At 70.4% G+C, this 26,218-nt stretch carries 24 protein-coding genes; 12 read left to right on the forward strand and 12 right to left on the reverse strand.

Annotated elements, in window-relative coordinates; all coding sequences use genetic code 11:
* Window positions 1-30: 30 nt before the first annotated feature.
* On the reverse strand, window positions 31-894 hold the full coding sequence (locus ACGFIM_RS15800; protein ID WP_393200561.1) for a helix-turn-helix domain-containing protein: 864 nt from the start codon (window positions 892-894) through the stop codon (window positions 31-33).
* A 652-nt stretch (window positions 895-1,546) separates the two neighbouring features.
* Between ACGFIM_RS15800 and ACGFIM_RS15805 the strand changes: the two genes are divergently transcribed.
* From ACGFIM_RS15805 to ACGFIM_RS15830, 6 genes are all read left to right on the forward strand, one after another.
* On the forward strand, window positions 1,547-1,762 hold the full coding sequence (locus tag ACGFIM_RS15805) for a hypothetical protein (protein ID WP_393200563.1): 216 nt from the start codon (window positions 1,547-1,549) through the stop codon (window positions 1,760-1,762).
* Window positions 1,762-2,409, forward strand: coding sequence for a hypothetical protein (locus ACGFIM_RS15810; RefSeq protein ID WP_393200565.1), 648 nt, complete (start codon window positions 1,762-1,764; stop codon window positions 2,407-2,409). Before ACGFIM_RS15805 ends, ACGFIM_RS15810 begins: the two co-directional genes overlap by 1 nt.
* A gap of 118 nt (window positions 2,410-2,527) precedes the next feature.
* Window positions 2,528-4,708, forward strand: a complete 2,181-nt coding sequence (locus ACGFIM_RS15815) for a molybdopterin-dependent oxidoreductase (RefSeq protein ID WP_393200567.1) — start codon at window positions 2,528-2,530, stop codon at window positions 4,706-4,708.
* A 1-nt stretch (window position 4,709) separates the two neighbouring features.
* On the forward strand, window positions 4,710-5,321 hold the full coding sequence (locus tag ACGFIM_RS15820) for an HD family hydrolase (protein ID WP_393200569.1): 612 nt from the start codon (window positions 4,710-4,712) through the stop codon (window positions 5,319-5,321).
* A 30-nt stretch (window positions 5,322-5,351) separates the two neighbouring features.
* Window positions 5,352-6,263 (forward strand): Rieske 2Fe-2S domain-containing protein, encoded by a 912-nt coding sequence (locus ACGFIM_RS15825; protein ID WP_393200571.1) that lies wholly within the window; start codon window positions 5,352-5,354, stop codon window positions 6,261-6,263.
* Between the two features lie 63 nt (window positions 6,264-6,326).
* Window positions 6,327-6,566: a hypothetical protein gene (locus ACGFIM_RS15830; protein WP_393200573.1), complete on the forward strand. Its 240-nt coding sequence runs from the start codon at window positions 6,327-6,329 to the stop codon at window positions 6,564-6,566.
* Here the strand turns inward: ACGFIM_RS15830 and ACGFIM_RS15835 are convergent.
* From ACGFIM_RS15835 to ACGFIM_RS15850, 4 genes are all read right to left on the reverse strand, one after another.
* Window positions 6,563-6,784 (reverse strand): hypothetical protein, encoded by a 222-nt coding sequence (locus tag ACGFIM_RS15835; protein ID WP_393200575.1) that lies wholly within the window; start codon window positions 6,782-6,784, stop codon window positions 6,563-6,565. The genes ACGFIM_RS15830 and ACGFIM_RS15835 overlap by 4 nt on opposite strands.
* Before the next feature lie 23 nt (window positions 6,785-6,807).
* Window positions 6,808-7,563: a sulfite exporter TauE/SafE family protein gene (locus ACGFIM_RS15840; RefSeq protein ID WP_393200577.1), complete on the reverse strand. Its 756-nt coding sequence runs from the start codon at window positions 7,561-7,563 to the stop codon at window positions 6,808-6,810.
* Between the two features lie 64 nt (window positions 7,564-7,627).
* Complete coding sequence (locus ACGFIM_RS15845; protein WP_393200579.1) at window positions 7,628-8,551, reverse strand: SPFH domain-containing protein; 924 nt, start codon at window positions 8,549-8,551, stop codon at window positions 7,628-7,630.
* Between the two features lie 85 nt (window positions 8,552-8,636).
* Entirely contained in the window at window positions 8,637-9,425 is a 789-nt protein-coding gene (locus tag ACGFIM_RS15850) for an ABC transporter ATP-binding protein (protein ID WP_393200581.1), read from the reverse strand.
* Between the two features lie 68 nt (window positions 9,426-9,493).
* On the opposite strand from ACGFIM_RS15850, the gene ACGFIM_RS15855 reads away from it, so the two are divergent.
* A complete protein-coding gene (locus ACGFIM_RS15855; protein ID WP_393200583.1) occupies window positions 9,494-10,210 on the forward strand; it encodes a hypothetical protein in 717 nt (238 codons plus the stop codon).
* Window position 10,211: 1 nt separating this feature from the next.
* Here the strand turns inward: ACGFIM_RS15855 and ACGFIM_RS15860 are convergent, their stop codons facing one another.
* Window positions 10,212-10,862 (reverse strand): response regulator, encoded by a 651-nt coding sequence (locus ACGFIM_RS15860; protein WP_393200585.1) that lies wholly within the window; start codon window positions 10,860-10,862, stop codon window positions 10,212-10,214.
* Window positions 10,859-11,977 (reverse strand): GAF domain-containing sensor histidine kinase, encoded by a 1,119-nt coding sequence (locus ACGFIM_RS15865; protein WP_393200587.1) that lies wholly within the window; start codon window positions 11,975-11,977, stop codon window positions 10,859-10,861. Before ACGFIM_RS15865 ends, ACGFIM_RS15860 begins: the two co-directional genes overlap by 4 nt.
* Before the next feature lie 93 nt (window positions 11,978-12,070).
* Here ACGFIM_RS15865 and ACGFIM_RS15870 point away from each other — a divergent pair, with 93 nt between their 5' ends.
* The 4 genes from ACGFIM_RS15870 (at window position 12,071) to serB (ending at window position 15,672) form a co-directional block, all read left to right on the forward strand.
* Window positions 12,071-12,727, forward strand: coding sequence for an SDR family NAD(P)-dependent oxidoreductase (locus ACGFIM_RS15870; protein ID WP_393200589.1), 657 nt, complete (start codon window positions 12,071-12,073; stop codon window positions 12,725-12,727).
* Window positions 12,724-13,734 (forward strand): S-adenosylmethionine:tRNA ribosyltransferase-isomerase, encoded by a 1,011-nt coding sequence (locus tag ACGFIM_RS15875; RefSeq protein WP_393200591.1) that lies wholly within the window; start codon window positions 12,724-12,726, stop codon window positions 13,732-13,734. The genes ACGFIM_RS15870 and ACGFIM_RS15875 overlap by 4 nt, the downstream gene beginning before the upstream one ends.
* A gap of 98 nt (window positions 13,735-13,832) precedes the next feature.
* Window positions 13,833-14,372: a hypothetical protein gene (locus ACGFIM_RS15880; RefSeq protein ID WP_393200593.1), complete on the forward strand. Its 540-nt coding sequence runs from the start codon at window positions 13,833-13,835 to the stop codon at window positions 14,370-14,372.
* Between the two features lie 79 nt (window positions 14,373-14,451).
* Window positions 14,452-15,672: a phosphoserine phosphatase SerB gene (gene serB, locus ACGFIM_RS15885; RefSeq protein ID WP_393200595.1), complete on the forward strand. Its 1,221-nt coding sequence runs from the start codon at window positions 14,452-14,454 to the stop codon at window positions 15,670-15,672.
* 4 nt (window positions 15,673-15,676) lie between these two features.
* On the opposite strand, the gene ACGFIM_RS15890 is transcribed toward serB, so the two are convergent.
* The 4 genes from ACGFIM_RS15890 to ACGFIM_RS15905 form a co-directional block, all read right to left on the reverse strand.
* Window positions 15,677-16,144, reverse strand: coding sequence for a SixA phosphatase family protein (locus ACGFIM_RS15890; RefSeq protein WP_393200597.1), 468 nt, complete (start codon window positions 16,142-16,144; stop codon window positions 15,677-15,679).
* A 528-nt stretch (window positions 16,145-16,672) separates the two neighbouring features.
* Window positions 16,673-18,976, reverse strand: coding sequence for a sodium-translocating pyrophosphatase (locus ACGFIM_RS15895; protein WP_393202564.1), 2,304 nt, complete (start codon window positions 18,974-18,976; stop codon window positions 16,673-16,675).
* 1,708 nt (window positions 18,977-20,684) lie between these two features.
* Window positions 20,685-21,146: an ATP-binding protein gene (locus ACGFIM_RS15900; RefSeq protein WP_393200599.1), complete on the reverse strand. Its 462-nt coding sequence runs from the start codon at window positions 21,144-21,146 to the stop codon at window positions 20,685-20,687.
* 1 nt (window position 21,147) lies between these two features.
* A complete protein-coding gene (locus tag ACGFIM_RS15905; RefSeq protein ID WP_043629845.1) occupies window positions 21,148-21,498 on the reverse strand; it encodes an STAS domain-containing protein in 351 nt (116 codons plus the stop codon).
* A 409-nt stretch (window positions 21,499-21,907) separates the two neighbouring features.
* Between ACGFIM_RS15905 and ACGFIM_RS15910 the strand changes: the two genes are divergently transcribed.
* Window positions 21,908-24,571 carry a DEAD/DEAH box helicase gene (locus ACGFIM_RS15910; protein ID WP_393200602.1) on the forward strand — a complete coding sequence of 888 codons (2,664 nt, stop codon included), beginning with the start codon at window positions 21,908-21,910 and terminating at the stop codon, window positions 24,569-24,571.
* Window positions 24,572-25,265: 694 nt separating this feature from the next.
* On the opposite strand, the gene ACGFIM_RS15915 is transcribed toward ACGFIM_RS15910, so the two are convergent.
* Window positions 25,266-25,409, reverse strand: coding sequence for a hypothetical protein (locus tag ACGFIM_RS15915; RefSeq protein ID WP_393200604.1), 144 nt, complete (start codon window positions 25,407-25,409; stop codon window positions 25,266-25,268).
* Window positions 25,410-26,218 lie beyond the last annotated feature (809 nt).

Below are 26,218 nucleotides of genomic sequence, written 5' to 3' on the forward strand. Positions count from 1 at the left end.
CGTCATTGCCTCTTTGGTGAGGTCATGCCGTCATCGCCGCCACAGCATCGCCTTTCGCTGGATGAGGACTCGTGATTCGTCCTCGTCCAGGGCCTCCGATCTCATGTGATCGAATGCCATTTCATATCCGGCGACCCGTTCAAGATCCTCGACGAAGTCGGCTGTATACAGCTGCTCTAGATACACCACATCGTCAAAACCCGAGAACTTCAGGTGAATGAACGCACCCGTGTTCACCGGATGCAGTGCATCCAGCGGGAGTACGTGGACGCTCACGTGCGGCAGTACGGACATCTCCAGGAGATGCTCCATCTGCTCCCGCATGACCGAGGGTTCGCCGAACCGCCGCATCAAAGCCGCCTCGTCCAGCACGACGCTCAACTGGCACGGATTCGGCCTGTGGAGAACTCGTTGCTGCCGGTCCAGACGGGCCTCGACGCGACTACGGACACCACTGTGCGTTATGCGCGCGATACCGCGCGTGGCCAGGATGACCTCTCGCGCGTAGTCCTCGGTTTGCAGAAGGCCAGGCACAGCCTGGGGTTCCCAGTTGCGCTGAACGATGGCCTCCGCTTCCAGCCCCAGGAATGTCGTGTACTCCTCGGGCAGGGCGTCCTCGTAATCTTCCCACCACCCTCGCTGCTCCGCATCACGCAACAAGCCGAAGAGTTCATCAAGTTTGTCACCGTCCAGCCGGTACAGCTTGGCGAGGGCCTTGATGTCCTCAGTGCTGGGCATGGTCTTGGCGGCTTCGATGCGGCTGACCTTGCTGGCGGACCAGCCGAGGTCTCTGGCCGCCTTGGCGCCGGTGAGCTTGCGCCGCTCGCGGAGGAGGCGAAGCTCCTGGCCCAAGCGGAGCCGCCGTACTGTGGGACTGCCCTGCTGCGATGGCACCGTCCACTCTCCTTCTCGGGAATGAAGGTGTAGCCGGAAGGGATCGTTTGCAGTCCGGCTTTTTGGGCCGTTCGCCCAATCTTACACTGCAAGTTGCATGAGATGTGCCGCACAGCCTTGCCAGAAGGCTTTCACGGAGAGAGCGTAGGAGCAAGGACAACCTTCGCAGGTGTGCCGGAGGCGGTCAGGTTTTTCCTCCTCGCATCCGGGGGATGACACTTAACGTGCAAGTTGCAGGGCAATGGGCGAAGAAACTTAAATCTTCCCTTGCTCGGAGTATTGCAGCTTCGCGGACCTCGGGGGACCATCTGAACCAGGAGGGTTCTCGAGTGGTGAGGAGGCCGGACATGACGCATCGGCCGCACGCGTGGGGACTCCCGACCATGATCACGCGCTCGTTCGGCGGGCGCGCCCCCGGCAACGTCGCCGTCCCGGAAACGAATCACCGCCACAGGGAGGCCACTTGCCGGAAGGACTTCGTCATCGCCTGAGCGCGCAGCGCGAATTCGCTCGATCGAGCATGCAAAAAGCCGATCCGCGGCTGACCACCGATTCTTCGTCGCACCACGGGCTGCCACCCTGCGGCGAGACCGGTCATCAGCCGTCGGACCGGCCAAGAAGCCACCTCTAAATGCCGCGAAAGGGGTCTTCTATGTACTCACAAGGTACCAAGGGACTCAGCCGAATCAAGTCCTGGATCCAGGACCTCATCGCCTCGGCCGACTACGAGATCTGCGTAGAGCCGGACGAGTTCGCCTTCCGCATGGGCTGGACGGTGACCAGGACGGGGTTCGGCTCCCGTCGCTACCGCGACCCGCGCTTCGACCAGCTCCGCCTCCCACGCAAGGTGACGGAGGAGGTGTCCTGATGGCGAGGAACCCGCGCAACCAGATCTACCCCGCCAACGAGGACCTTCCCCCGGTCCGCGGGAGCCGGCCGCTGGTCAAGCTGTGGCGGGCGAGGACCGAGCTGCTGCTGCTCGGCGCCGCGACGCTGTTCGTGCTGGCGCTTCTCGGCGCCACCCGGGACGGCCACTGGGTGCCGGTCGTCCTGCTGACCAGCGCCGTGTCCGTGCCGGCCGCCACCAAGGCGGGCCGCAGCTGGGTAGCCGCGCACTTCTGGTGCGTGGTCTCCCGCCACCGCCTGCACCGGGTGTGCATGGAGACGACCATGCACACCCGGGCGGGACGGATCCCGCTGGTGCTCTGGATCACGCCGACGACGACGGGCGAGAAGGCGCTGATCATGGTCAGGGCCGGCATCAGCGCCGAGGAGTTCGATGCGTACGCCGAGGAGATCGCCGCGGCCTGCTGGGCCCGCAGCGTGAACGTGTACCGGCACCGCACGCGCCCCCAGTTCGTGCTGGTGGAGATCGTCCGCAGGGACGACTCGCCCGGCACGATGTCCCCGGGGCTCGACCGGTTGTACGGCCGCCGCTCCTGGGTCCCCTTGCGCTCCGACTTCGAGGAGCCGCCTGATCTGCGCACCCAGGTGGTGCTGCCGAGGGCGGCGTGAAGACCTAGGGAACCGGGTCCCTGGGAGGCGAAGCCCCGGAGACCGCGGGGGCTCCGGGGCTTCCCCATGCGCGCGCTCCGCGCGAAGATGAGTTCATCTGGCGAACTCAGGAGTCGTGATGCCGACCACCGTGCACCGGACCTGCCCCCTCTGCGAAGCCGTCTGCGGCCTGACGCTCACCCTGGACGACGCCGGGCGCGTGACGAGCGTGCGCGGTGACAAGGACGACCCGTTCAGCAAGGGGTTCATCTGCCCGAAGGGCGCGAGCCTGGGCCGGCTCGACGAGGATCCCGACCGCCTGAGCGTCCCGCTCGTCAAGCGGGACGGCCGGTTCCGCGAGGCGAGCTGGGAGGAGGCGTTCGAGGCCGTACGAGCGGGCCTCGACCAGGTGAAGGACCGCCGCGAGACGGCCGTCTACCTGGGCAACCCGAACGCGCACACCATGGCCGGCGCCCTGTACGTCTCCCCGCTCGTCAAGGCGCTCGGCACCCGCAACGTCTTCTCCGCCAGTACCGCCGACCAGATGCCGAAGCACGTGGCGGCCGGGCTGATGTTCGGCCACCCGATGGCGATCCCGGTGCCCGACCTGGACAGGACCGGCTACCTGCTGATGCTGGGCGCGAACCCGCTGGAGTCGAACGGCTCGCTGTGCACGGCGCCCGACTTCCCCGGCAGGCTCAAGGCGCTCAGGCGGCGCGGCGGCCGGCTGGTCGTGGTGGACCCGCGCCGTACGCGGACCGCGGCACTGGCCGACGAGCACGTGTTCATCCGCCCGGGGACGGACGCGTACCTGCTGTTCGGCATCGTGCACACGCTGTTCGCCGAGGACCTGGTCAGGCCGCGGCAGGAGGTGAACGGGCTGGCCGAGGTGCGCGAGGCGGCCAAGCACTTCCCGCCGGAGGCGGTCCACGCCAGAACCGGCGTGCCCGCCGAGACGGTGACGCGCCTGGCCAGGGAGCTGGCGGCGGCGGACCGGGCGGCCGTGTACGCCCGCATCGGCACCTGCACCGCCGAGTTCGGCACGCTGGCCCAGTGGCTGGTGGACGTGCTCAACGTGCTGACCGGCAATCTCGACAGGCCGGGCGGCGTGATGTTCGCCAAGCCCGCGACGGAGGCGCCGGGGCGGCGCCGGCCGTACCAGGTGGGGCGCTGGCGGAGCAGGGTGCGCGGGCTGCCGGAGGCGAACGGCGAGCTGCCGGTGGCCACGCTGGCCGACGAGATCGAGACGCCGGGCGATGGCCAGATCAGGTTCCTGCTGACGATCGCGGGTAACCCGGTGCTGTCGGCGCCCAACGGGGCCCGCCTGGACAGGGCGCTGGACCGGCTCGCGTTCATGGTGAGCGTGGACCCGTACCTGAACGAGACGACCAGGCACGCCGACGTGATCCTGCCGCCGCCGCGCATCCTGCAGGCGGGCCACTACGACTTCGCGCTGCTCGGGTTCGCGGTGCGCAACTACGCGAGGTACTCGCGGCCGGCGCTGCCGCTGGACGGGCGGCCGTCGGAGGCGGAGATCCTGGCCAGGCTGGCGGGCATCGCCTCGGGCCTGGAGGGCGACCTGGACGCGTACGTCATCGACGAGACGCTGCGCAAGGCCACGCAGACGCCCGGGTCCGGCGTGGAGGGCAGGGACGTCGCGGAGCTGCGCGCGCTGCTGGACGGCGAGACGGGCGCGGAGCGGCGGCTGGACATGATGCTGCGGCTCGGCCCGTACGGCGCGTGGTCGGGCAAGGGCGACCTGTCGCTGCGCAAGCTGCTCGACCACCCGCACGGCCTGGACCTGGGCCCGCTGCAGCCGCGGCTCGGCGAGGTGCTGGGGACCGCGTCGGGGCTCATCGAGCTGGCTCCCCCGCACATCCTCGAGGACGTCGAGCGGCTGCGCGCCAGGCTCGGCGAGGCTCCGCCCGACATGGTGCTCATCGGCCGGCGGCACCTGCGCTCCAACAACAGCTGGATGCACAACGTCGCCCCGCTGGTGGGCGGCAGCAACACGTGCACGCTGCAGATCCACCCCGACGACGTGGCCAGGCTCGGGCTGGACGGCGAGGCGGTGGTGCGCTCGGCGACGGGCGAGGTCACGGTCGCGGTGGAGCCGACCGACACGATCATGCCGGGTGTGGTGAGCCTGCCGCACGGCTGGGGGCACGCGGGCGGCGCGCAGCGGGTGGCGGCCGGTCACGCGGGCGTCAGCGCGAACGCGCTCACGGACGAAACGGCGATCGACCCCCCAAGTGGTAACGCAGTGTTCAACGGAGTTCCGGTCACGATTTCACCAACCGGGGTGATCACCGCACATTAGGGTGTCGCGCGTGACTATCGTGCCAGAAGAGGACCGCCTGAACGCTCAGATCGCCTTCGCCATCGAGATCGACAAGTTGAAGCGGATCATCCGCCGCAACCACCTCATCGACGGCTCGCGACGGGAGAACACCGCCGAGCACTCCTGGTACGTGGGCACGTTGGCGATGGTCCTCGGCGAGCACGCCCCACCTGGAACCGACCTGCAGCGGGTGGTGGCGATGTTGCTGGTGCACGATCTGGTGGAGATCGATGCGGGTGACACGTTCATCTACGACCCGGTGGAGGTGGCCGCGCAGGCGGAGGCCGAGCGGGCCGCCGCCGACCGGATCTTCGGCCTGCTGCCCGCCGAGCAGGGGGCGCGCCTGCGGGAGCTGTGGGAGGAGTTCGAGGAGCGCAAGACGCCGGAGGCGAAGTTCGCCAAGGCGCTCGACAGGTTCGCCCCGATCCTGGCCAACCACCACACCGAGGGGGGCACCTGGCCGCTGTTCAAGGTGACGGCAGCGCAGGTTCGGGAGAAGGTGCGGATCATCGAGGAAGGCTCGCCGACGCTGGGCAAGTACGCCCTCGAGCTGGTCGAACTCTCCGTGGCCAGGGGACACCTGTCCGAGTGATCCCCTCATGCCCGGGGTAGGGGACTTGTCGTGAAAGAGACAGTACGCGCGAAGCGTCGGCAGTTGCGGGGCTTCGCCGGGCCGGTGGCCCTCGCCGATCGGCTCGAGAAGTCGAAGGGCATGGACCGGCCGATCCGCGCGCTCGCCAAGGTCGTGCGCCGGCGGCTGCGCCAGGGCCGCCTGCGCGACATGCTGCACGGCGTGCCGCTCGGCGAGCCCGTGCACCCGTCGCTGGCCACGGTGAGCCTGGGCTGCTGGCTCTCCACCGCCGTGCTGGACCTCGCGAACGCCGACCCCAGGGCGGCGCGCCTGCTGCTGGCGACCGGCATCGTCAACGCGCTGCCCACGACGGCCTCGGGGGTGACCGACTGGTCGATGCTCCACCGCGAGCAGCAGCGGGTGGGCTTCGTCCACATGCTGGCCAACACCGCCGCGCTCGGCCTGTTCACCGCCTCGCTGCTGACCCGCCTGCGCGGGCAGGAGCGGCCCGGCCGGATGCTGTCGTACGCGGGGCTCGCGGTCGGCGGGCTCGGCGCGTACCTGGGCGGGCACCTGGCGCACCGGCAGGCGGCGGGCGCGAACCACGCGCCGCAGGTGACGCACCTGGTGCCGCTGGGCTGGCACGACCTGTGCCCGATCAAGGACCTGCCCGAGGGGCGGCCCGTGGCGCGGCGGCTCGGCTACATCCAGCTCTTCGTGCTGCGCCAGGGCGACGCGGTGACCGTGCTGGGCGACCGCTGCCCGCATCTCGCCGGCCCGCTGCACCAGGGCAGGCTGGTCATGCAGGACGGCGAGGCGTGCGTGGTGTGCCCGTGGCACAGCAGCACGTTCCGGCTGAAGGACGGCTCGGTCAAGCACGGGCCGGCGACGGCGCCCTCCCCGGTGTTCGAGACCAGGATCAGGCGCGACGGCACGATCCAGGTGCGGCCGGGGTTGACCTGACGTTCGGTTGAGGTCCTACGGTCGCAGCCCTGGAAAAGATCCTGGTGACCGGCGCGACCGGCAATGTGGGCAGTCTCGTGGTCTCCCGGCTCGCCAGGGCCGGTCTGGACGTACGAGCGTTCGGCCCGCGAGCGGCTCATGGCGGCCTGGGGCGACGCGGCGTTCGTGGAGCAGGCGCTGGCGACCTGGCGCTCGTTCGTGGACGCCCCCGAGCGGGCCACCGACACCGTTTGGCGGCTGCTCGGCCGGCCGGCGCTGACCTTCCGCCAGTGGGCCGAGGACCACGCGGCCGACTTCCGTTAGGCCTCGTCGGCGGGATGCTCCACGAGGGCGAGAACGCGGCTGGACATGAACCGCGCGGTGCGCACCGGCGTGCCGCTCCTGGTGACCTCGCTCACCTCGACCAGCCCGCGCCGGGTGGCCACCTCGACCCGCCGGCCGGCGCGGGTGGCCGTGATCTCGTACGTGCGCGGTGACGACCCACCCGCGTCGATGACGATCTCCACCCGGTCACCTTTCATGACAAAGTCATACCCAGGCGGAGTTATCCGTACACCAGTACGATTATCGCGACGATACCCACGCACACGATGATGCCGCGCAGGATCGGCGCCGGAATGCGGCGGCCCAGCCGGGCCCCCAGCCAGCCGCCGATGATCGCGCCCAGCGCCACCCCCGCGGCGGCCTGCCAGTCGACGTCCGCCACGATCACGAACAGCAGCGCGGCCACCCCGTTGACGGTCAGCGCCAGCACGTTCTTGGCCGCGTTGATGCGCTGCAGGCCGTCGTCGAGGAAGATGCCGAGCAGCCCGATCAGCAGCACGCCCTGCGCCGCGCCGAAGTAGCCGCCGTAGACGCCCGCGCCCAGCACGCCCAGCCACAGGGCCGGACCGCCGTGCGGATGCGGCATGTCGCGGCGGGCGGCCATCCACGTGTTGAGCCTCGGCTGCACCATGACCAGCACGCAGGCGAGCGCGATGAGCACCACCACCACGACCTCGAACACGCTCGGATCGAGGAACAGCAGCAGCACACCGCCGATCAGCGCGCCGATCGTGGAGGCCGCGCCCAGGCGCAGCAGGCGGTCGCGCTGGCCGCGCAGCTCGGCGCGGTAGCCGTAGGCGGCCGAGAACGAGCCGGGGACCAGGCCGACCGTGTTGGAGACGTTCGCCACGACGGGATCGACCCCGAGCGCCACCAGCGTGGGGAAGGTGATCAGCGACCCCGACCCCACCACCGCGTTGATGGCGCCGGCGATCACACCGACGCCGACGACGACGGCCAGTTCCCACCCCGTCACACGACCCTCCCGATCGGACTGCCGTCACATCATCCCGGTCAGGACCGCGCAGCCCGCCGGACTCTCACTGGGTGTCCGAACCCTTGGGGGGTGTGAAGAGGCCGCCCAGGTTTTCCAGGACCTTTCCCATTTCGGATGGGACGATCCAGATTTTATTGGCGTCGCCTTTGGCGATCTCCGGCAGGGTCTGGAGGTAGTGGTAGGCGAGGAGCTGCTGGGTCGGGTTGCCCTCGTGAATGGCCTTGAACACCATGCCGATCGCGTCGGCCTGCCCCTTGGCCCGCATCGCCTGCGCCTCGGCCTCGGCCTGCGCGCGCAGCACGGCCGCCTCCGCCTCGCCGCGCGCCCGCAGCACCGCCGCCTGCTTCTCGCCCTCGGCGGCCAGGATCGCCGCCTGGCGCTGCCCCTCGGCGCTCAGCACCGCCGCCCGCTTGTCGCGGTCGGCGCGCATCTGCTTCTCCATCGAGTCCTGAATGGAGGCGGGCGGGTCGATGGCCTTCAGCTCGACCCGGTTGACCCTGATGCCCCACTTGCCAGTGGCCTCGTCGAGCACGCCGCGCAGCGCGGTGTTGATCTCTTCGCGCGAGGTCAGCGTGCGCTCCAGGTCCATGCCGCCGACGACGTTGCGCAGCGTCGTGATCGTCAGCTGCTCGACGCCGGTCAGGAAGTTGGCGATCTCGTACGTGGCCGCCTTGGGGTTGGTGACCTGGAAGTAGACGACGGTGTCGATGGACACCACGAGGTTGTCGGAGGTGATCACCGGCTGCGGCGGGAACGAGACCACCTGCTCGCGCAGGTCGATCACGTCCTTGATGCGGTCGATGAACGGCACCACGAGGTTGAGGCCCGGCGAGAGCGTGCGGTGGTAGCGGCCGAGCCGCTCGACGATGGCGGCCGTGGCCTGGGGGATGATGCGGATCGTACGGGCCACCCCGAAGCCGACCGCCGCGACCACGACGACGGCGACGACGAGCTGCTCGACGGACATGGCGACGCTCCGAAGCCGAGGACACCGACTCCGTAGATCCTAGGGGGTTTCCCCTTGGGGCGGTTTTTACCGTACGAAACGGCGATCAGAGGGCTCTGGCGTACCAGCGGCCCTCCGCGCTGCGCTCCAGCGACAGCGGCACCCCGAAGGTCTGCGACAGGTTGTCGGCCGTCATCACGTGGTCGAGCGGCCCCTGCGCCACCACCGAGCCGTGCCGCAGCAGCAGCCCGTGGGTGAAACCGGCCGGCACCTCCTCCACGTGGTGCGTCACCAGCACCATCGTCGGCGCGCGGTAGTCGCCTGCCAGCAGCGACAGCCGGCGCACGAGGTCCTCCCTGCCGCCCAGGTCGAGCCCCGCGGCCGGCTCGTCGAGCAGCAGCATCTCGGGGTCGGGCATGAGCGCGCGGGCGATCTGCACGCGCTTGCGCTCGCCCTCCGACAGCGTGCCGAACCTGCGCCTGATCAGATGGGCGGCGCCCATCATGTCGATCAGCTCGACGGCCCTGGTGACGTCGTTGGAGTCGTACTCCTCGGTCCAGCGGCCCATGATCGCGTACGAGGCCGTCAGCACCAGGTCGATGACCTTCTCCTCCGGCGGGATGCGCTCGGCCAGCGCGGCGCTCGCCAGACCGATGCGCGGCCGCAGGTCGAACACGTCGGCCTGGCCGAGCCGCTCGCCCAGCACCTCGACCTGGCCCTCGCTCGGATAGAGCAGCGTGGCCGCGACCTGCAGCAGCGTCGTCTTGCCCGCGCCGTTGGGCCCGATGACGACCCAACGCTCGTCGGCGTTGACCGTCCAGTCGATGCCGCGCAGCAGGGCCGCTCCGTCTCGCCTGACGGCGACGTCCTGGAGCCGCAGCACCTCTCCACCCATCCCCGATACCTCCTTAGGAGTGACCCTGGGGACAAACCTATTGCAGGGCGACCGCTTATCGTGGACCGGTGCGCCCTGAATCGACTGTCAGCCCATCACTGGTCGCCTGGGGCAACGCGTGGCTGTCGGGCCACGTGGGGCTCGACGAGGCGGCCGACCAGGTGGAAGCCGCGGCCGGGCCCGCCGTCGTGGGCGAGCTGCGGCTGCGCGAACATCTCGCGAACCTGCGCTCCGACGGCCTGCGGGAGCTGCGGCTCGCGCTGCCGGCGCCGGGCGACCCGCTGGGGCTTTCCGGGCCGCCCGCGTTCAACTCCGCCGCGCTCGACGCCGGGCAGGCCGTCATCGCGGTGCTCGACGGCCGCAACCTCGGCCTGGTGCCCCATCCCGACCTGCGCGGCTCGTCGTACTCCGGGGTGCGCTTCGAGGTGCACGACGCCGGACCCGTACGCCATGACCTGCCCTCGCTGGCCGAGGCCGAGCGGGAGCTGTCCGCCGCGATGCGCGCCGCCACCGAGGCCCTGACCTCCGTCGACGGGCCCGCGGCCGACCGCCCCGGCCGCCTGGGCAGAGGCGGCGAGCTGGCCCCCGGCTATCCCGGGCGCGCCCACCGGGTCTCCACGCTCGCCACCCGGCTGGCCGCCGTGCTGCGCCTGGCCGACTCGCGCGGGCTCACCTCCGGGCAGCTCGCCGTACGCGAGCAGGCGCTGCGCGAGCTGGACCGCGCGGTGCGCCGCGCGCTCATCGCCGCGCACCACGCCATCTTCGAACCCGTCTCGTACCAGTGACTCAGCCGAGCCCGTGGCGTACGGCGTAGAGCGCCGCCTGGGTACGGTCCTGCACGCCGAGCTTCATCAGCACGTTGGACACGTGCGTCTTGACGGTCTTCTCCGCCACCGCCAGGCTGCGCGCGATCTCCCTGTTGGAGCGGCCCGCCGCGATGAGCGCAAGCACCTCGCGCTCGCGCTCGGTCAGCGGCACCGGGCCGGGGGCGGGGCCGTTGCCGGATGAGACCGTCCCCGGTGAGGCCGGCCCCGGCGAGGTCAGCACGGCCTCGGCCGCCTCGGGGGCGAGCAGCACCTGGCCGCCGTGCACCGCGCGCACGGCCTGCACGAGCGCCTCGGGATCGACGTCCTTGTAGAGGAAGCCGGCCGCGCCCGCCCGCATCGCAGGCCCGACGTCGGCCGGGTCGCTCACCGAGGTCAGCACGACCACCCTGGTCGGCGTGCCGGTGAGGCGTTCGAGCGCGCCCAGGCCGTCGAGCACCGGCATCTTCAAATCGAGCAGCAGCACGTCGGGCGCGAGCTCGGCGGCCAGCTCGACCGCCTGCGCGCCGTCGCCGGCCTCGCCGACGACCGTGATGTCGTCCTGAAGGTCGAGGAACGTACGCAGCCCCTGCCGCACCACCGGATGGTCGTCGGCGATCAGGACCCGGATCACCCGCTCACCTCCATGCGTACGACCGTCCCCTGTCCCGGGGCGGACTCGACCGCCAGCACGCCCCCGACGGACTCGGCCCTGTCGCGCATCGACACCAGCCCGAGCCCCCGCTGCGGCTGCGACGGGTCGAAACCGCAGCCGTCGTCGCGCACGGTCAGCGCCAGCTTGCCGCCCTCGCGGGCCAGCCGCACGCGTACGGTCCCGGCCCCGGAGTGGCGCAGCGCGTTGTGCAGCGCCTCCTGGGCCACCCGCAGCACCGCCACCTCCACCTCGGCGGCCAGCGGCGGCAGCTCGCAGCACTCGAAGGACACCAGGGGCGGGTGCAGCCGGTCGAGCAGGCGCACGTGCTTGCGCAGCGTCTCGCTGAGGCCGTGGCGGTCGAGCTCGGCCGGCCGCAGCTCCACGATGACCGCCCGCAGCTCCGAGATCGCCTCGCCGGCCAGCCGCTGGACCCGGTCGAGCTCGGCGGCGGCCTTACCCGGGTCCTTGTCCAGCAGCGCGCCCGCCGCCTGCGCCGACAGCCGCAGCGAGAACAGCTTCTGGCTGACCGCGTCGTGCAGCTCCCTGGCCATGCGGTTGCGCTCCTCCAGCATCGCGAGCTCGCGGCTGTGCTCGTACAGGCGGGCGTTGGTGAGCGCGATCGCGGCGTGCGCGGCGAACAGCGTCAGCAGCTCCTGGTCGGCCTCGGTGAACCCGCCGCCGCTCCGCTTGTTGGCGAGGAAGATGATGCCGAGCACCTCGTCGCCGTCGCGGATCGGTACGCCGAGGAAGTCCTTGATCACCGGGTGGGCCTTGGGCCACCACTCGAACCGCTCGTCCTTGCGCAGGTCGGGGAGCCTGACCGGGCTGCCGTCGCGGAGCATCGCGCCGAGCATGCCGTGCTGGCGGGGCAGCGGCCCGATCGCCTCCCACTGCTTGTCGGTCAGCCCCTCGGCGACGAACTCGGCGAACGAGCCGTCGTCGTCGGGCACGCCGAGCGCGGCGTAGCGGGCGTCGAGCAGGCGCTGCGCCGAGCGTACGATCACCTGCAGCACCTCGCGCACCGACAGGTGGCGGGTGACCGCGAGCACGGCCGAGCTCACCGCCTGAAGGATCTCGTCTCTGTCGGATGGCACGGCCTCACTCTATGGTCCTAGGACGAAGTGCCCAGGCGCGGGCGGGCCCGTGGCCCGATGCCGGGAGCACCGCCCGTTCCTAGCGTCGATCCCATGACGAACACCGCACTCATCACCGGAGCTTCCCGCGGTCTCGGCCGCGCCCTGGCCAGGGCGCTCGGCGCGGCGGGCTGGAAACTCGTGCTGACCGCCCGCGGGGGCGCCGACCTCGACCGCGCCGCCGCCGAGCTGGACGCGACCGCGATCCCCGGCGACGTGACCGACCCCGCCCACGTGGCCCGGCTCGCCGCCGCGGCGCCCGAGCTGGACCTGCTGGTCAACAACGCCAGTGACCTCGGCGCGACACCGCTGCCGCACCTCGCGGACTATCCGCTCAACGCCTTCAGACGGGCCTTGGAGACGAACGTGACCGCGCCGCTCGCGCTCATCCAGGCCACGCTGCCCGCGTTGCGGGCCGCCGGCGGCTCGATCGTGAACGTCACCTCCGACGCCGCGACCGGCGCGTACGAGGGCTGGGGCGGCTACGGAGCCGGCAAGGCCGCGCTGGAGCAGCTGTCCAACGTGCTGGCCGCCGAGGAGCCCGCCGTGCGCGTCTGGTGGGTCGATCCCGGCGAGATGAACACCCGCATGCTCGCCGACGCCGTCGGAGCCGGCGAGGCGGCACAGGCCACCGACCCCGCCAAGGTCGCCGCCGCCCTGTACGACCTGATCAGCTCGCGCCCGGCGAGCGGCAAGGTGAGCCTGCAATGACCGCGGCGCTCGACTTCTCGCTGCCGTCCGAGCTGTCGGCCCACGAGCCGCCCGAGGCGCGCGGCACGCCCAGGGACGGCGTGCGCCTGCTGCTGACGCGCGGCGACCAGGCCCCGAGCCACCACCGCTTCCACGACCTGCCCGGCCTGCTCGACCCCGGCGACCTCATCGTGGTCAACAACTCCGCGACGCTGCCCGCCGCCGTCCGGCTCGACCGGCTCGCCGTGCACTTCTCCACCGCCGAGCAGGACGGCACCTGGCTGGTGGAGCTGCGCCGCCGCGCCGGCGGCGCCACGGAGCCGTACGCGGGCGGCGAGCCCGGCGAGTGGCTGCCGCTGCCGGGAGGCGCCACGCTGCGGCTCATCGAGCGGGCCACGCCCCGGCTGTGGCGGGCCGCGCTCGACCGGGACGTGGAGGCGTACCTGCGGGTGCACGGGGTGCCGATCCGGTACGCCTACGTCGGGCGCGACTGGCCGCTCGAGGCGTACCAGACGGTCTTCGCGACCGTGCCGGGCAGCGCGGAGATGCCCAGCGCGGCGCGGCCGTTCAGCGACGCCCTGGTGACCGCGCTGGTCTCGCGCGGGATCGGGATCGCGCCGATCACCCTGCACACGGGCGTGGCCTCGCCGGAGAAGGACGAGCCGCCCTACGCCGAGCGGTACGAGGTGCCCGCCGCCACGGCCCGGCTGGTCAACGTCACCAGGCGCGGCGGTGGCCGTGTGGTGGCGGCGGGCACGACCGTCGTACGGGCCCTCGAGACGGCCGCGGACGCCTCGGGAACGGTCACCGCCGCCGGCGGGTGGACCAGGCACGTGGTGACGCCGCAGGGCGGCGTACGGGCGGTCACCGGGCTGATCACGGGGCTGCACGAGCCGCGGTCGAGCCACCTGATGATGCTGGCCGCGATCGCGGGCGAGCGGGCGCTGGCGCGGGCGTACGACGCGGCGCTACGCGCGGGCTACCTGTGGCACGAGTTCGGCGACACGCACCTGATTCTGCGGAAATAGCCTTTACATGTTTTTTGCCACCGTGATAGGAAAAGCCAACATTTACGGGGGCCTCAGGTGACGCGTCCCCGTTTCCCGTCCGCAACGGAGACGTTCGCATGCGAAACACACTGCCGAAGGTCGCCACGGCCGCGTTAACCGCCGGCGCCCTGATGCTCACCGCCGCACCCGTGTCCGCCGCCGTGCAGGCCTCGAAGAACGAGCCCTTCTCCGTCTTCGACGTGTCGGTCAAGGCGCCGAAGAAGGTCAAGGCCGGCGGCAAGATCTCCTACACCGTCGTCGCCCAGAACAAGGGCCCCCATTACGCCGACTACTACTTCCTCGGCGGCGAGTTCCCCAAAGGCATCGACCTGAAGAAGGTCTACTACCGCTCCAGCGTCAAAGGCACCGAGTGCGAGCTCGACGGCCGGGCGCTCTACTGCTTCATCCCCAAGGTCGTGGAGAAGGGCGAGGCCATCGCCATGATCTTCGACGTGCGGCTCACCAAGAAGGCCAGGGGCACCCAGACCGCCCGGCTCGGCATCGTCTCCTACGACGTTCAGACGGGCATGGAGGACATGAGCAAGGAGGAGCTGGACCGGCTCGGCATCCCCGTCCACGGCTACGCCAAGACGGTCAAGACCAAGATCGTCCGCTGAGTCCGCGCACGCTGCGCCCGGCCCCGAATCCGCGCCCTGCTGCGCGAGCATCGGATCGGGCGCAGTACCGTGACTGGATGTGGACCAGCGCACCCTCCTGATCACGCTCACCGGCCCCGACCGCCCCGGGGTCACCTCCCGGCTCTTCTCCGTGCTGTCGCAGTTCCCCGTGACAGTGGCCGACATCGAGCAGGTCGTCATCAGAGGCCGGCTGACGCTCGGCGTGCTCGTCGCGTACGCGGGCGGGCCCTCCACCGGCACCGGCACCACGCTCGGCGCCATGTGGACCGCCGTGGAGCGCCTCGCCGAAGACCTCGGCATGGAGGTGGAGCTGTCCACCGGCTCCCAGACCAAGGAGCAGCGCCGCCGCGGCCGCCTGTCGGTCAGCGTGCTCGGCACCACGCTCTCCCCCGCCGCCATCGCGGGCATCGCCGGCCGCATCGCCGCCGCGGGCGCCAACATCGACCGCATCGAGCGCCTCGCCCAGTGGCCCGTCACCTGCATCGAGCTGTCCGTCTCCGGCGCCGACCCGGCCGCGCTGCGCGTCGAGCTGGCCGCCGAGGCCGCCCAGCAGGAGGTCGACGTCGCCGTCCAGCGCACCGGCCTGTCCCGCAGGGCCAAGCGGCTCATCGTCATGGACGTCGACTCCACCCTCATCCAGGGCGAGGTCATCGAGCTGCTGGCCGCCCACGCCGGCTGCCAGGAAGAGGTCGCCCGCGTCACCGAAGAGGCCATGCGCGGCGAGCTCGACTTCGCCGAGTCGCTCAAGCGGCGCGTCGCCCTGCTCAAGGGGCTGCCCGAGTCCGTGTTCGAGCAGGTGCGCAAGCAGGTCGTGCTCACGCCCGGCGCCCGCACGCTCGTCCGCACGCTCAAGCGCCTCGACTACCGCTTCGCCATCGTCAGCGGCGGCTTCACCCAGATCACCGACGCGCTCGTCGAAGAGCTCGGCATCGACTACTCCGCCGCGAACGTTCTCGAAGTCGTCGACGGCAAGCTCACCGGGCGCGTCGTCGGCGAGATCGTCGACCGGCCCGGCAAGGCGCGGGCGCTCGAGCGGTTCGCCCGCGAGGCCGGGCTGCCCATCTCCCAGACGGTGGCCATCGGCGACGGCGCCAACGACCTCGACATGATCGCCGCGGCCGGGCTCGGCATCGCGTTCAACGCCAAGCCCGTCGTCCGGCAGGCCGCCGACACCGCGGTCAACACGCCGTACCTCGACTCGATCCTCTACCTGCTCGGGATCTCGCGCGACGAGGTGGAGGCGGCCGACGCCGAAGACGGCGTGCTGACCGCCTCCTGACGGCTCAGTCCTTCCCCGGGGTCCAGCGGGTGATCAGGCGGCCTTCGCCCGGCGACAGCTCCTCCCAGGGCGACTCCACCGCGATCGCCGCGAACGACCCCGGGCCGAAGCCGTAGTCGCCGCCCGCCAGCCCCAGCGCCAGCTCGTGCACCCCGGGGTTGTGACCGCACAGCACCACCGTGGCCGCCTCGGGGTCGCAGCGGCGTACCAGCTCCAGCAGCTCGTCCGGGTACGCCTCGTAGATGTCCCGCTCGTAGCCGACCTCGACGCCGGGGAAGGCCAGCTCGGCGGTGCGCCGCGTCCTGACCGCCGGCGAGCAGAGCACCACGTCGGGGACGAACCCGGCCGCCCTGATCTCCTCGCCCGCGCGCTCGGCGTCCCGCTCGCCCCGGTCCGTCAGCGGGCGCTCGCGGTCGGCCAGGCCCGGCACGTGGGCGGCCTGGGCGTGCCGCAGCACGATCAACGTACGCACGAACTCATCCCCTCGACGCCCGTCACCCTCGCGGCGCCCATCAGTCTTGCGGCACCCACCGTCCTCGCGGCACCCGCCACTCTTGCGGCGCCCTTCATCCCCGCGGCGCCCCTCATCCGCGGGACGCCCAGACCGCCAGGCCCACGATCACGGCCAGGATGGCGACCATGACCAGCAGGATCAAGCCCAGGGTCCGGCCACCGGCGGGCTGCTGATTGTCATCCTTCACGCGCCCAGTTTCCCACCGCCCCCCGCAGGTCCTGTCCCCACCCGCCCGGCGTACGCACCGCAAAAGCACACCCGCCGGGCAGGCCCCTTCCCCGCCCGCCCGGCGTACGCACCGCTAAGCACGCCCGCCGCTCCCGGACCCGTCCGCCCCTCCCCGGCAGGACGCACGCCCTCCGCGCCGAAGGGAGGCGCCCCATCTCTCCAAAGGACGCCGCGGCCCCTGACGGCGCGCTCCACCCCCGCCACACACGCGGACGCCCGCCCCCGAACCGCGGGGACGGGCGTCCGCTACCGGATGCGTCACGAAGCGACGGGCTCGTGCTCCCGGTTGTTGTCGTTCGCCGGTGCGACGGTCGCCGACCGCCGCTTGGACACGATGATCGCGCCCACCACGACCGCCACCGCGACCACGGTGACGCCGATGCGCAGGGCCGGGTTGCCCGCGTACAGCACCACGGCCGGCGCCACCAGCAGCGCCACCAGGTTCATCACCTTGATCAGCGGGTTGATGGCGGGACCGGCGGTGTCCTTGAACGGGTCGCCGACCGTGTCGCCGATGACGGTGGCGGCGTGCGCCTCGGAGCCCTTGCCGCCGTGGTGGCCGTCCTCGACGAGCTTCTTGGCGTTGTCCCAGGCGCCGCCGGAGTTGGCGAGGAAGACGGCCATCAGCGTGCCGGCCGCGATCGCTCCGGCCAGGAAGGCGCCGAGCGGCGCGTACCCCAGCGCGAACCCGACCGCGATCGGCGTCATGACCGCCAGCAGACCCGGGGTGGCCAGCTCGCGCAGCGAGTCGCGGGTGCAGATGTCCACGACGCGGCCGTACTCGGGCTTCTCGGTGCCGTCCATGATGCCGGGCTTGTTACGGAACTGGTCGCGCACCTCGAAGACCACCCGCATCGCGGCCCGGCCCACCGCCATGATGGCGAGGCCCGAGAACAGGAACACCACCGCGGCGCCGATGACCAGGCCGACGAGGACGTTCGGCTGGTCGATGCTGAGGCTGAAGGTCGAGAACGTGCCCAGCGCGTTCTTGACCGCCGCCGTGGCCGCGGTCAGCTCGGTCTCCACCGCCGTGCGGAACGCGCCGAACAGCGCCGTCGCCGCCAGCACCGCCGTGGCGATGGCGATGCCCTTGGTGATCGCCTTCGTGGTGTTGCCGACCGCGTCGAGGCTGGTCAGCACCCGCGCGCCCTCGCCCTCGACGTCGCCGGACATCTCCGCGATGCCCTGCGCGTTGTCGGAGACCGGGCCGAAGGTGTCCATCGAGACGATGACGCCGACCGTGGTCAGCAGGCCGGTGCCCGCGAGAGCCACCGCGAACAGCGCGATCGTCACGTTCCCGAAGCCGAGCAGGAACGCGCCGTAGACGGCGCCGCCGATGATCAGCGCGGAGTACACCGCCGACTCCAGGCCGACGCTGATGCCCGCCAGGATGACGGTGGCCGGGCCGGTGACCGAGCTCTCCCCGATCTCCTTCACCGGGCGGCGGTTGGTCTCGGTGAAGTAGCCGGTGAGCAGCTGGATCGCGCTGGCCAGCACCAGGCCGATCAGCACCGCGCCGATCGCGATGAGCCGCGGGTCGGCGTCCGACTGCACGGCGGAGCCGCTCAGGCCGGAGAAGCTGCTCGGCAGGTACCAGAACGCCGCCGCGGTCACGAGCACCGCCGAGATCGCGGCGGAGATGAAGAAGCTGCGGTTGATGGCCGCCATGCCGCTGCGGTCGCGGTCGCGCAGGCCGGTGACGAAGATACCGATGATCGCCGTGATCACACCGATCATCGGGACGATGAGGGGGAAGACCAGGCCCTCCTCGCCGAACGCCACCCGGCCCAGGATCAGGCTCGCGACCAGCATGACCGCGTACGACTCGAACAGGTCGGCCGCCATGCCGGCGCAGTCGCCGACGTTGTCGCCCACGTTGTCGGCGATCGTGGCGGCGTTGCGCGGGTCGTCCTCAGGGATGCCCTGCTCGACCTTGCCGACCAGGTCCGCGCCGACGTCGGCGGCCTTGGTGAAGATGCCGCCGCCGACGCGCATGAACATCGCCAGCAGCGCCGCGCCGAAGCCGAAGCCCTCCAGCACGCCCGGCGCGTCGCCCTGGTAGATGAAGACCACGACCGCCGCGCCCAGCAGGCCGAGGCCCACGGTGAACATGCCGGCCACGCCGCCGGTGCGGAAGGCGATGCGCATGGCCCGCTTCTCGCCCGACTCCTTGGCCGCGGCGGCGACGCGCACGTTTCCGCGTACCGCCAGCCACATGCCCATGAACCCGGTCAGCGCGGAGAAGACCGCCCCGACCACGAAGAAGATGGAGCGACCGATGCGTACGTCCATCTCTCCCGGTAGCAGGAGAAGCAGGAAGGGGATCACGATGACGAAGATCGCCAACGTGCGGAACTGACGGGCGAGGTAGGCCGCGGCGCCCTCCTGGACGGCGCGGGCGATGTTCTGCATTCGTTCGGTGCCCTGGCCGCTGGACAGCACTTCGCGCACCAGGCCACCGGCGACGGCTAGCGCGATGAGTGCGACCGCGGCGACCACGATCACGATGGTGAGATTGTTTCCGCTCAGAACCAGATTGGACGCTGGCTCCAGTGCCAGCATGTGCCTGCTCATCGTTCTCCTCGGCAAGACCGGTCGTCCTGCCCGGGCGGTGCTGCAGTTTTCCTCGGCGGGTGTTCGCGGCACCGTCCGGGTTGTGGGTGCCGCTTCCGGTTGAATCCGCGTTGGATCACCTTGGCCGGTGCCGGGAGTCTACGCAGGCAGTCGGCGGATATGAAGGCTCTGAGGGTCGCTAATTGTGCGAGTGTCTAGTAATCCCCTGACAGTGCCCGGGTTTGGGATCTGACTGGATAAATTTCCAAGGTTTTACGGTCACTGCAAGCCGCAATTTCGGACGGCCGGAAACCCCGTATTCTCCGGCCTTCCGGCGCCCCGTCCGCCTCACCGCCGACGCCCGTCCCCGGCTGCGAGACGCCCACTCACCGCGCGCCCGCGCGCAGTCGGCGCCCTGCCTGCCCACCGCCGCCGGCGCCCCGCCTGCCCACCGCCGGCGCTCTGCCTGGCCACCGCCGGTGTGCCGCGCCCGGCGCGCGGCCGGTGCACCACCGACGCCCGCACTCCCCCGCGCGCCGCCGGCATCCCACGCTCCCGCGCGCCACTGGCATCCGGCGCGCTCCCGCGCTGCAAGTGCACTGCCCCGGCCGCGCCACCGGCGCCCTGCTCGCTCGCAGCCTACTCACCGTCTGTAAGCCGCTCGTTGGCGCCCTCCATTCACTGCCCGCTCGCCGCCCGGGTGCCGCCTCGCCACGCCGCGGCTCGCCCCAGGCCGCTGCCCGAAGTCTCCACAGCCCTCACTTCCGGCTCCGCACGCCGGCACCCGCCCGTTCAACCGTCGACGGGGACGAGAGCGCCACACCACCACGTAACGAAACCGACCTCCGCCTGAGCCGCCGCCCAAAGCGCCGCCCGGACCACCAACCGAACCGCCGTCCCGACCACCAACCTGAACCACCGCCCGGACCGCCCTCCGCGCCAAGAACACTCCGGCGCTCACACTCACCCCGACCAGGCCGGCTTCCACGCTCTCCCCTCACACCACGGCTGAGCCGACCCCTCGCTCATACGAAGACAGGCCTGCACCCTTGCTGGATCATGCCGCCGGCCTCACCACGAGCGACCCTCGAACCCCGACGTACAGCCCTGAGAACCCCAAAGACCTTCCGCCAGAAGAAACCGAAAGCCCGGCCGAACGGCCCCGACAGGCCGAACAAGCGGAAAGCCCCCGGAGAGCCCGAAAAGCCCTACCAGAGGCCCTGTAAGCGCCCTCAACGGACGAGAAACCCCACCCGAACCCGAAACCCCAATCCCGAGCCCCGCAGCCCTCAGAGGCCACATAAGACACCGAACCCCTTGAGGCTGCGCAGGAACGACCCAGACGCCCCTTAGACGACGACCAGGACGGCGCATAGGCAATGACCTGAATGCCGCGTAGACGCCCCCCGGACGCCACGTAGACGACGACCCGGACGCCACATGAGCGACGACCCGGACGGCGCGTGAACGACGACCCGGACGGCGCGTGAACGACGACCCGGACGGCGCGTGAACGACGACCCGGACGGCGCGTGAACGACGACCTGGACGGCGCGCAGACAACGGCCGGACGGCCGCGTAGGGAACGAACCCCTCCGACGCCTGACGCAGAACCGCGCCCTCAGCCCTTCCTCAGACACGGAGCGCGAACACGACCCCTCACGACAAACGGGGCGAATTCCACCACCGGGGGCGAAGGGCGCGACCCACCCCTGAGTCAGAAGGCGGCAGTCCCGGTACCGGTACCAGTGCCGGTCCCGCTGTTGCTGACGGCGGCCGGCCAGCTCATCCGGATGTTCGTCCCCTTGGGCGTGGGATAGACCTCGACATCGTCGGCCAGTCCTTCGATGACCGCGATCCCGAAGTCCGACATGAACGAGTCGGAGAGCATGCCCAGATCGAGCGGTTGTTCCTGCTTGATCTCCTCGCTGGGGGCCGAATCACTGACCGTGACTTCGAAACGCCCTGAATCGTCACGTAGCTCGATGCGAATGGGCTCGCCCGGACAGTGCGCTCGATGCGCCTCGACTGCCCGGGAGCACGCCTCACCCACGGCGAGCCGGACTTCGTCCAGCATCGACTCGTCCACACCGGTGCGGCGGGCGATCGCCGTCGCGACCAGCCGTGCGGTGCGCACGTGTGCGGGGAGAGCGCTGAACGTGAGCTCGACGGTAGCCATGCTACTTGTCTTTGCCGTGAGCTTCCTTGGCCTCGTCGACCGAAGCGTAGATCCCGAAGACCTTGGTCAGACCGGTGATCCGGAAGATCTTGAGGATGCGCTCCTGCGTGCAGACCAGCTCGAGCGAACCGTCGTGCGCGCGAACCCGCTTGAGCCCCCCGACCAGGACACCGAGGCCCGTGGAGTCGAGGAAGTCGACCTTCTCCATGTTGACAAGAAGGTGGAAGTTGCCCTTGTTGACCAGATCGATGAGGAGCTCACGCAATCTCGGCGCCGTGTAGACATCGATCTCACCCTCGACCTCGACGATGGTGAGTCGGTCCTCGGTGCGGTGATCCAACTTCAGATCCACAGATCCTCCAGCGCCTCGCCTGCGAAAGTACTCTTGCCGGCCTGGCAATCTGGAGCGTAGCCCCAGACTGTCCGACCCTGACGCGCGGCATTCAACCACGCGCCTGGCTTGTGTCTATACGAAATCACGATTCCCGGCGACTTTGCCCACGGATGCAAGACTGGAAACAGTGACTTCCACCGGATCCTCCCCAGAACAGACGGCATCACTCCTCCGCCACCTGCTCGGAGTGCCCTCGCGTCGTGAGCGTGTCACCCACGTGGAGCATGTTCCCGCACGTCAGGCGGGTCAAGTGCGCTGGCCGGACTGGGCTCCGGAGGTCCTCGTTACGCGCTTGGCGAACCGCGGGGTGACAGGACTCTGGCCTCACCAGTACGAGGCCGCCGACCTGGCATTCCGTGGCCGAAACGTGATCATCTCCACGGGTACGGCGTCGGGCAAGTCGCTCGCGTACCTCACCCCGGCCGTGGCCGCCTGCCTCGACGGCGGCACCGTCCTCTACCTGACCCCCACCAAGGCCCTGGCCGCCGACCAGCTCCGCAGCCTGCGCGAGCTGCGCATCACGCAACTGCGCGCGGCCACCTTCGACGGCGACACCCCGTTCGAGGAACGCACCTGGGTGCGCCAGCACGCCAACTACGTGCTGACCAACCCCGACATGCTGCACCGCAGCATCCTCCCCCGGCACTCGCAGTGGTCGTCGTTCTTCCGCCGCCTGCGCCTGGTCGTCGTGGACGAGTGCCACGGCTATCGCGGCGTCTTCGGCTCCCACGTCGCCCAGATCCTGCGCCGCCTCCGCCGCGCCTGCGCCCGCTACCACTCCCGGCCCACCTTCATCCTCGCCTCGGCGACGGCCAGCGAGCCCGGCGTCTTCGGCAGGCGGCTGACGGGCCTCGAGATGGACGAGGTGACCGTGGACGCCTCCCCCAAGGGCGCGACCACCTTCGCCCTCTGGGAGCCGCCCCTGACCGAGCTGCGGGGCGAGGGCGGCGCTCCCGTACGCCGGACCGCCACCGCGGAGGCCGCCGACCTGCTCGCGGACCTCGTCCTGGCCGACGTACGCACCCTCGCCTTCGTCCGCTCCCGCCGAGGCGCGGAGACCGTCGCCCTGACCGCCCGCGCCAAGCTCGCCGACGTGGCCTTCTCCCTCCCCTACACCCCCACCCACCGTCTCCCTTACACCCCCACCCACCGTCAAACCACCCCGAAGCCCGCCCTCTCCCCCGCCACCGCCGACCCCTCGTCCCAGCCCGGCCCAGCCGAAGCCCAGTCCTCACCACACGCAACCAAGCGCACGCCCTCCCCCTCCACAACCGAGCAGACGCCTTCACCCACCGCCACCGAGCCCGCGCCCGGCCCAGCCGAAGCCCAGCCCTCGCCGCACTCGACCGAGCGCACGCCCTCTCCCACCACCACCAAGCTTTCGTCCACGCCCGACGCAGGCGAAAGGCTGCCCACACCACACGCAACCGAGCACACCCCCTCACCCAGCGCGAGCGAGTCCTCGCCGTTGCCCAGCACGACCGAACCCCCGTCTTCGCGGAGCACGACCGAGCCCCCGGCCTCATCCGGCAAGGGCCCGGAGCCCGCAGACCGCCCCAGCAAGCCATCCCCGGCCACCCCGACCGCCACCGCCGCGGGCCAGAACCACCGCGCCCAGCCCTCCGCGCACCCGGAGCAGTCGCCGTCCTCCCTCGCCTGGGCGATCCCGGAGCAGGCCGAGACAGATTTCAACGACCTCGCCGACCTCCCCAACAAGATCGCCGCCTACCGGGCCGGCTACCTGGCCGAGGACCGCCGCCTCCTGGAGAAGGCGCTGCGCGAAGGCACGATCATGGGACTGGCCACCACCAACGCCCTCGAGCTCGGCGTGGACGTCTCAGGCCTCGACGCCGTGCTGATCGCCGGCTGGCCGGGCACCCGCGCCTCGTTCTGGCAGCAGGCGGGCAGGGCGGGCCGCGACGGCCAAGACGCGCTGGCCGTACTGATCGCCAGGGACGACCCGCTGGACACCTACCTCGTGCACCACCCGGAGGCGTTGTTCGGCCGCCCGGTGGAGGCGATCGTCCTCGACCCCGACAACCCGTACGTGCTGGGCCCTCACCTCTGCGCCGCCGCGGCCGAGATCCCGCTGACCGAGGACGACCTGCCCATCTTCGGCCCGACCACCGCCAAGGTGCTCGCGGACCTGGTGGCGGAGGGCATGCTCAGGAGGCGTCCGGCCGGATGGTTCTGGACCAAGCGCGAACGCGCCACGGACCTCGCCGACATCCGAGGCGGAGGCGGCAATCCGATCCAGGTCGTGGAGTCGTCCACAGGCCGTCTCCTGGGCAGCGTGGACGAGCCCTCCGCGCACACCACCGTGCACACGGGCGCGATCTACCTGCACCAGGGCGAGACGTTCCTGGTGGAGCTCCTGGACCTGGAGGCCGGAGTGGCCCTGGTCTCCAGCGCCGACCCGGACTACACGACTTTCGCCCGCGACATCACCGACATCTCCATCCTTTCCACAGAACGATCCCAACCTCTGGGCACCGGCACCCTCCACTTCGGCGAGGTGGAGGTGACCCGGCAAGTCGTCTCGTACCTGAAGAGGCGCCTCCAATCTGGCGAATCACTCGGCGACGAACCCTTGGAGCTGCCGCCCCGCACCCTCCGGACCCGCGCCGTCTGGTGGACGCTGCCCGCCTCGGCCGTGGCCCCGCTCGCCGAGACCGGCATCGACCTCGGCGGCGCCGCCCACGCCGCCGAGCACGCCTCCATCGGCCTGCTCCCGCTTTTCGCGACCTGCGACCGCTGGGACATCGGCGGCGTCTCCACCGAACTGCACGCCGACACGGGCCTGCTCACCGTCTTCGTCTACGACGGCCACGAGGGAGGCGCCGGCTTCGCGGAACGCGGCTACGCCCGCGCCACCGACTGGCTCACCGCCACCCGCGAGGCCATCCTGTCCTGCGAATGCGAACGCGGCTGCCCTTCCTGCATCCAATCCCCGAAATGCGGTAATGGCAACGAACCTTTGGACAAAAGAGGCGCAATCCGCCTCCTCAACACCCTGCTGTCCCCGCAGTAATCGAAAAAGAAATCTCGATGAGAAGCAGCTCGCCGAATCTCACCACAACGCCCTGCCCGATGCCCTAAACTCTATCTCAACCCACCCCTCCACCAGCACCGGTGCTGGACATTTCAGCTCACCGCTGAACTGCCCATTTCAAGACCGGGACATCCTTCGCAGATGCGCCGAATGTCCCGGCTGCGTTATTACTTCGAGACGGCGACGAAAGCGCCTTCTCGCGTAAGGGCTACTCGTCGCCAGGGGTGACGAGGGCTCGTGAGGATGACGTCGGAACCACAGCCTGCAACTCAGACGGACAGAGAATGACGGGCTCAGGGGAGCGCGGACGACGACACCCAGAGCCAGACCTCGAAGCACCAGATCTGAGCCGTCCTTAGGCATCACTCCAAGCCGGGACACCTGGGCTCCCTGGACCCCCGGGCCCCTGGACCCCCGGGCCCCTGGACCACCTGGGCCCCTGGACCACCTGGGCGCACAAACCCCGCTCAGCCGCTCGGCTGCGCCGACTTCACTCGCCCCCTCAGACGTACAAGCTCCACTCCGGCAACCGGCCCCGCCCCGCCACACAACCCCACCCGATCCTGAGCTCACCCGAGGGACTGAGATGGTCGGTGCGTCCAAGAGTTCAAGGGAGCTGGTGCTCTCCGAAAGTCCGAGCGGAGCTGGTGCGGTCAGGCAGCAGCATGTTCACCTACAGCAGCTCCTCCAGCACGCGTTCGGCCTCGGCTTCGAGCAGGTCCAGCAGCGCGCCGGTGGCGGCGGGGCCGGGTCCGAGCGGAGCTGGTGCGGTCCAGGGTTTGAGTGGAGCTGGGTGTAGCAGGGCTGGGCTTGGCACTCGAGGGGCGAGGTGAGTTGTGTGCCCGAGGACCCAAGTGAGTGGGTGCAGCCCTTGGGTGCACCCACTCCGTTCGGGCGCCTCCAGCTCTAACGCGATCACATCAACGCCACCCCTGCGCACCGCCCTGAACACCGCGGCTGCGCACCGCCTTCAACTGCTGCTGTAAGGAGCACGCCCCTAAGGCCGTCGCGACTACGGCACCTACCGTCAGGCCTGTACCGAACAACTCACGCAGAGCCTCACTCATCGGCAGCGGAAATCCGCCTTACCCCACTTTCCCGCCCCTGGGCACTCTTCCGCAAAACGGCTAGAACTCGCCTCTCCCGCTCCCCTGATAACCTCAATGGCCGACTTTTCCGGATTCATCAATGCCCTTCCGAAGGACCACCCAGATTGCATCGCCATCCATAGATCCGGGCACAGGCGGCAAAACTCTTATACCGCTCATGAATCGAAGCCGAGGGCGTATTACCCAACACTGCGCATTGCGCCGCCAGTTGTGTGGTGAATACGCGGCCGGCCGCCGCCACCGCCCGGCTTCTCAATAGTCACCTCCTAGGGCCAGCGCCCTGCGCGTCAGGCCGGGCATGACTGCGGGCTGGTCGCCACGGCTGGGTGAGCGTGGCCTCCGAACGCGAGGAGACCGGATGCCCGAGAGGGACACCGGATGCGAAAGAACCGACTGCATGAACACGGACGCCAAGCGCGAGAGAACCAGCTGCGTAAGCAGGGGCACCGAGCACGAGGAAACCAGCTGCGTGAACGGCAACACCGAGCACGAGGAAACCAGCTGCGTGAACGGCAAC

Origin of the sequence: Nonomuraea sp. NPDC049309 (assembly GCF_043196965.1) — a bacterium.
Classification (GTDB): Bacteria; Actinomycetota; Actinomycetes; order Streptosporangiales; family Streptosporangiaceae; genus Nonomuraea; species Nonomuraea fastidiosa.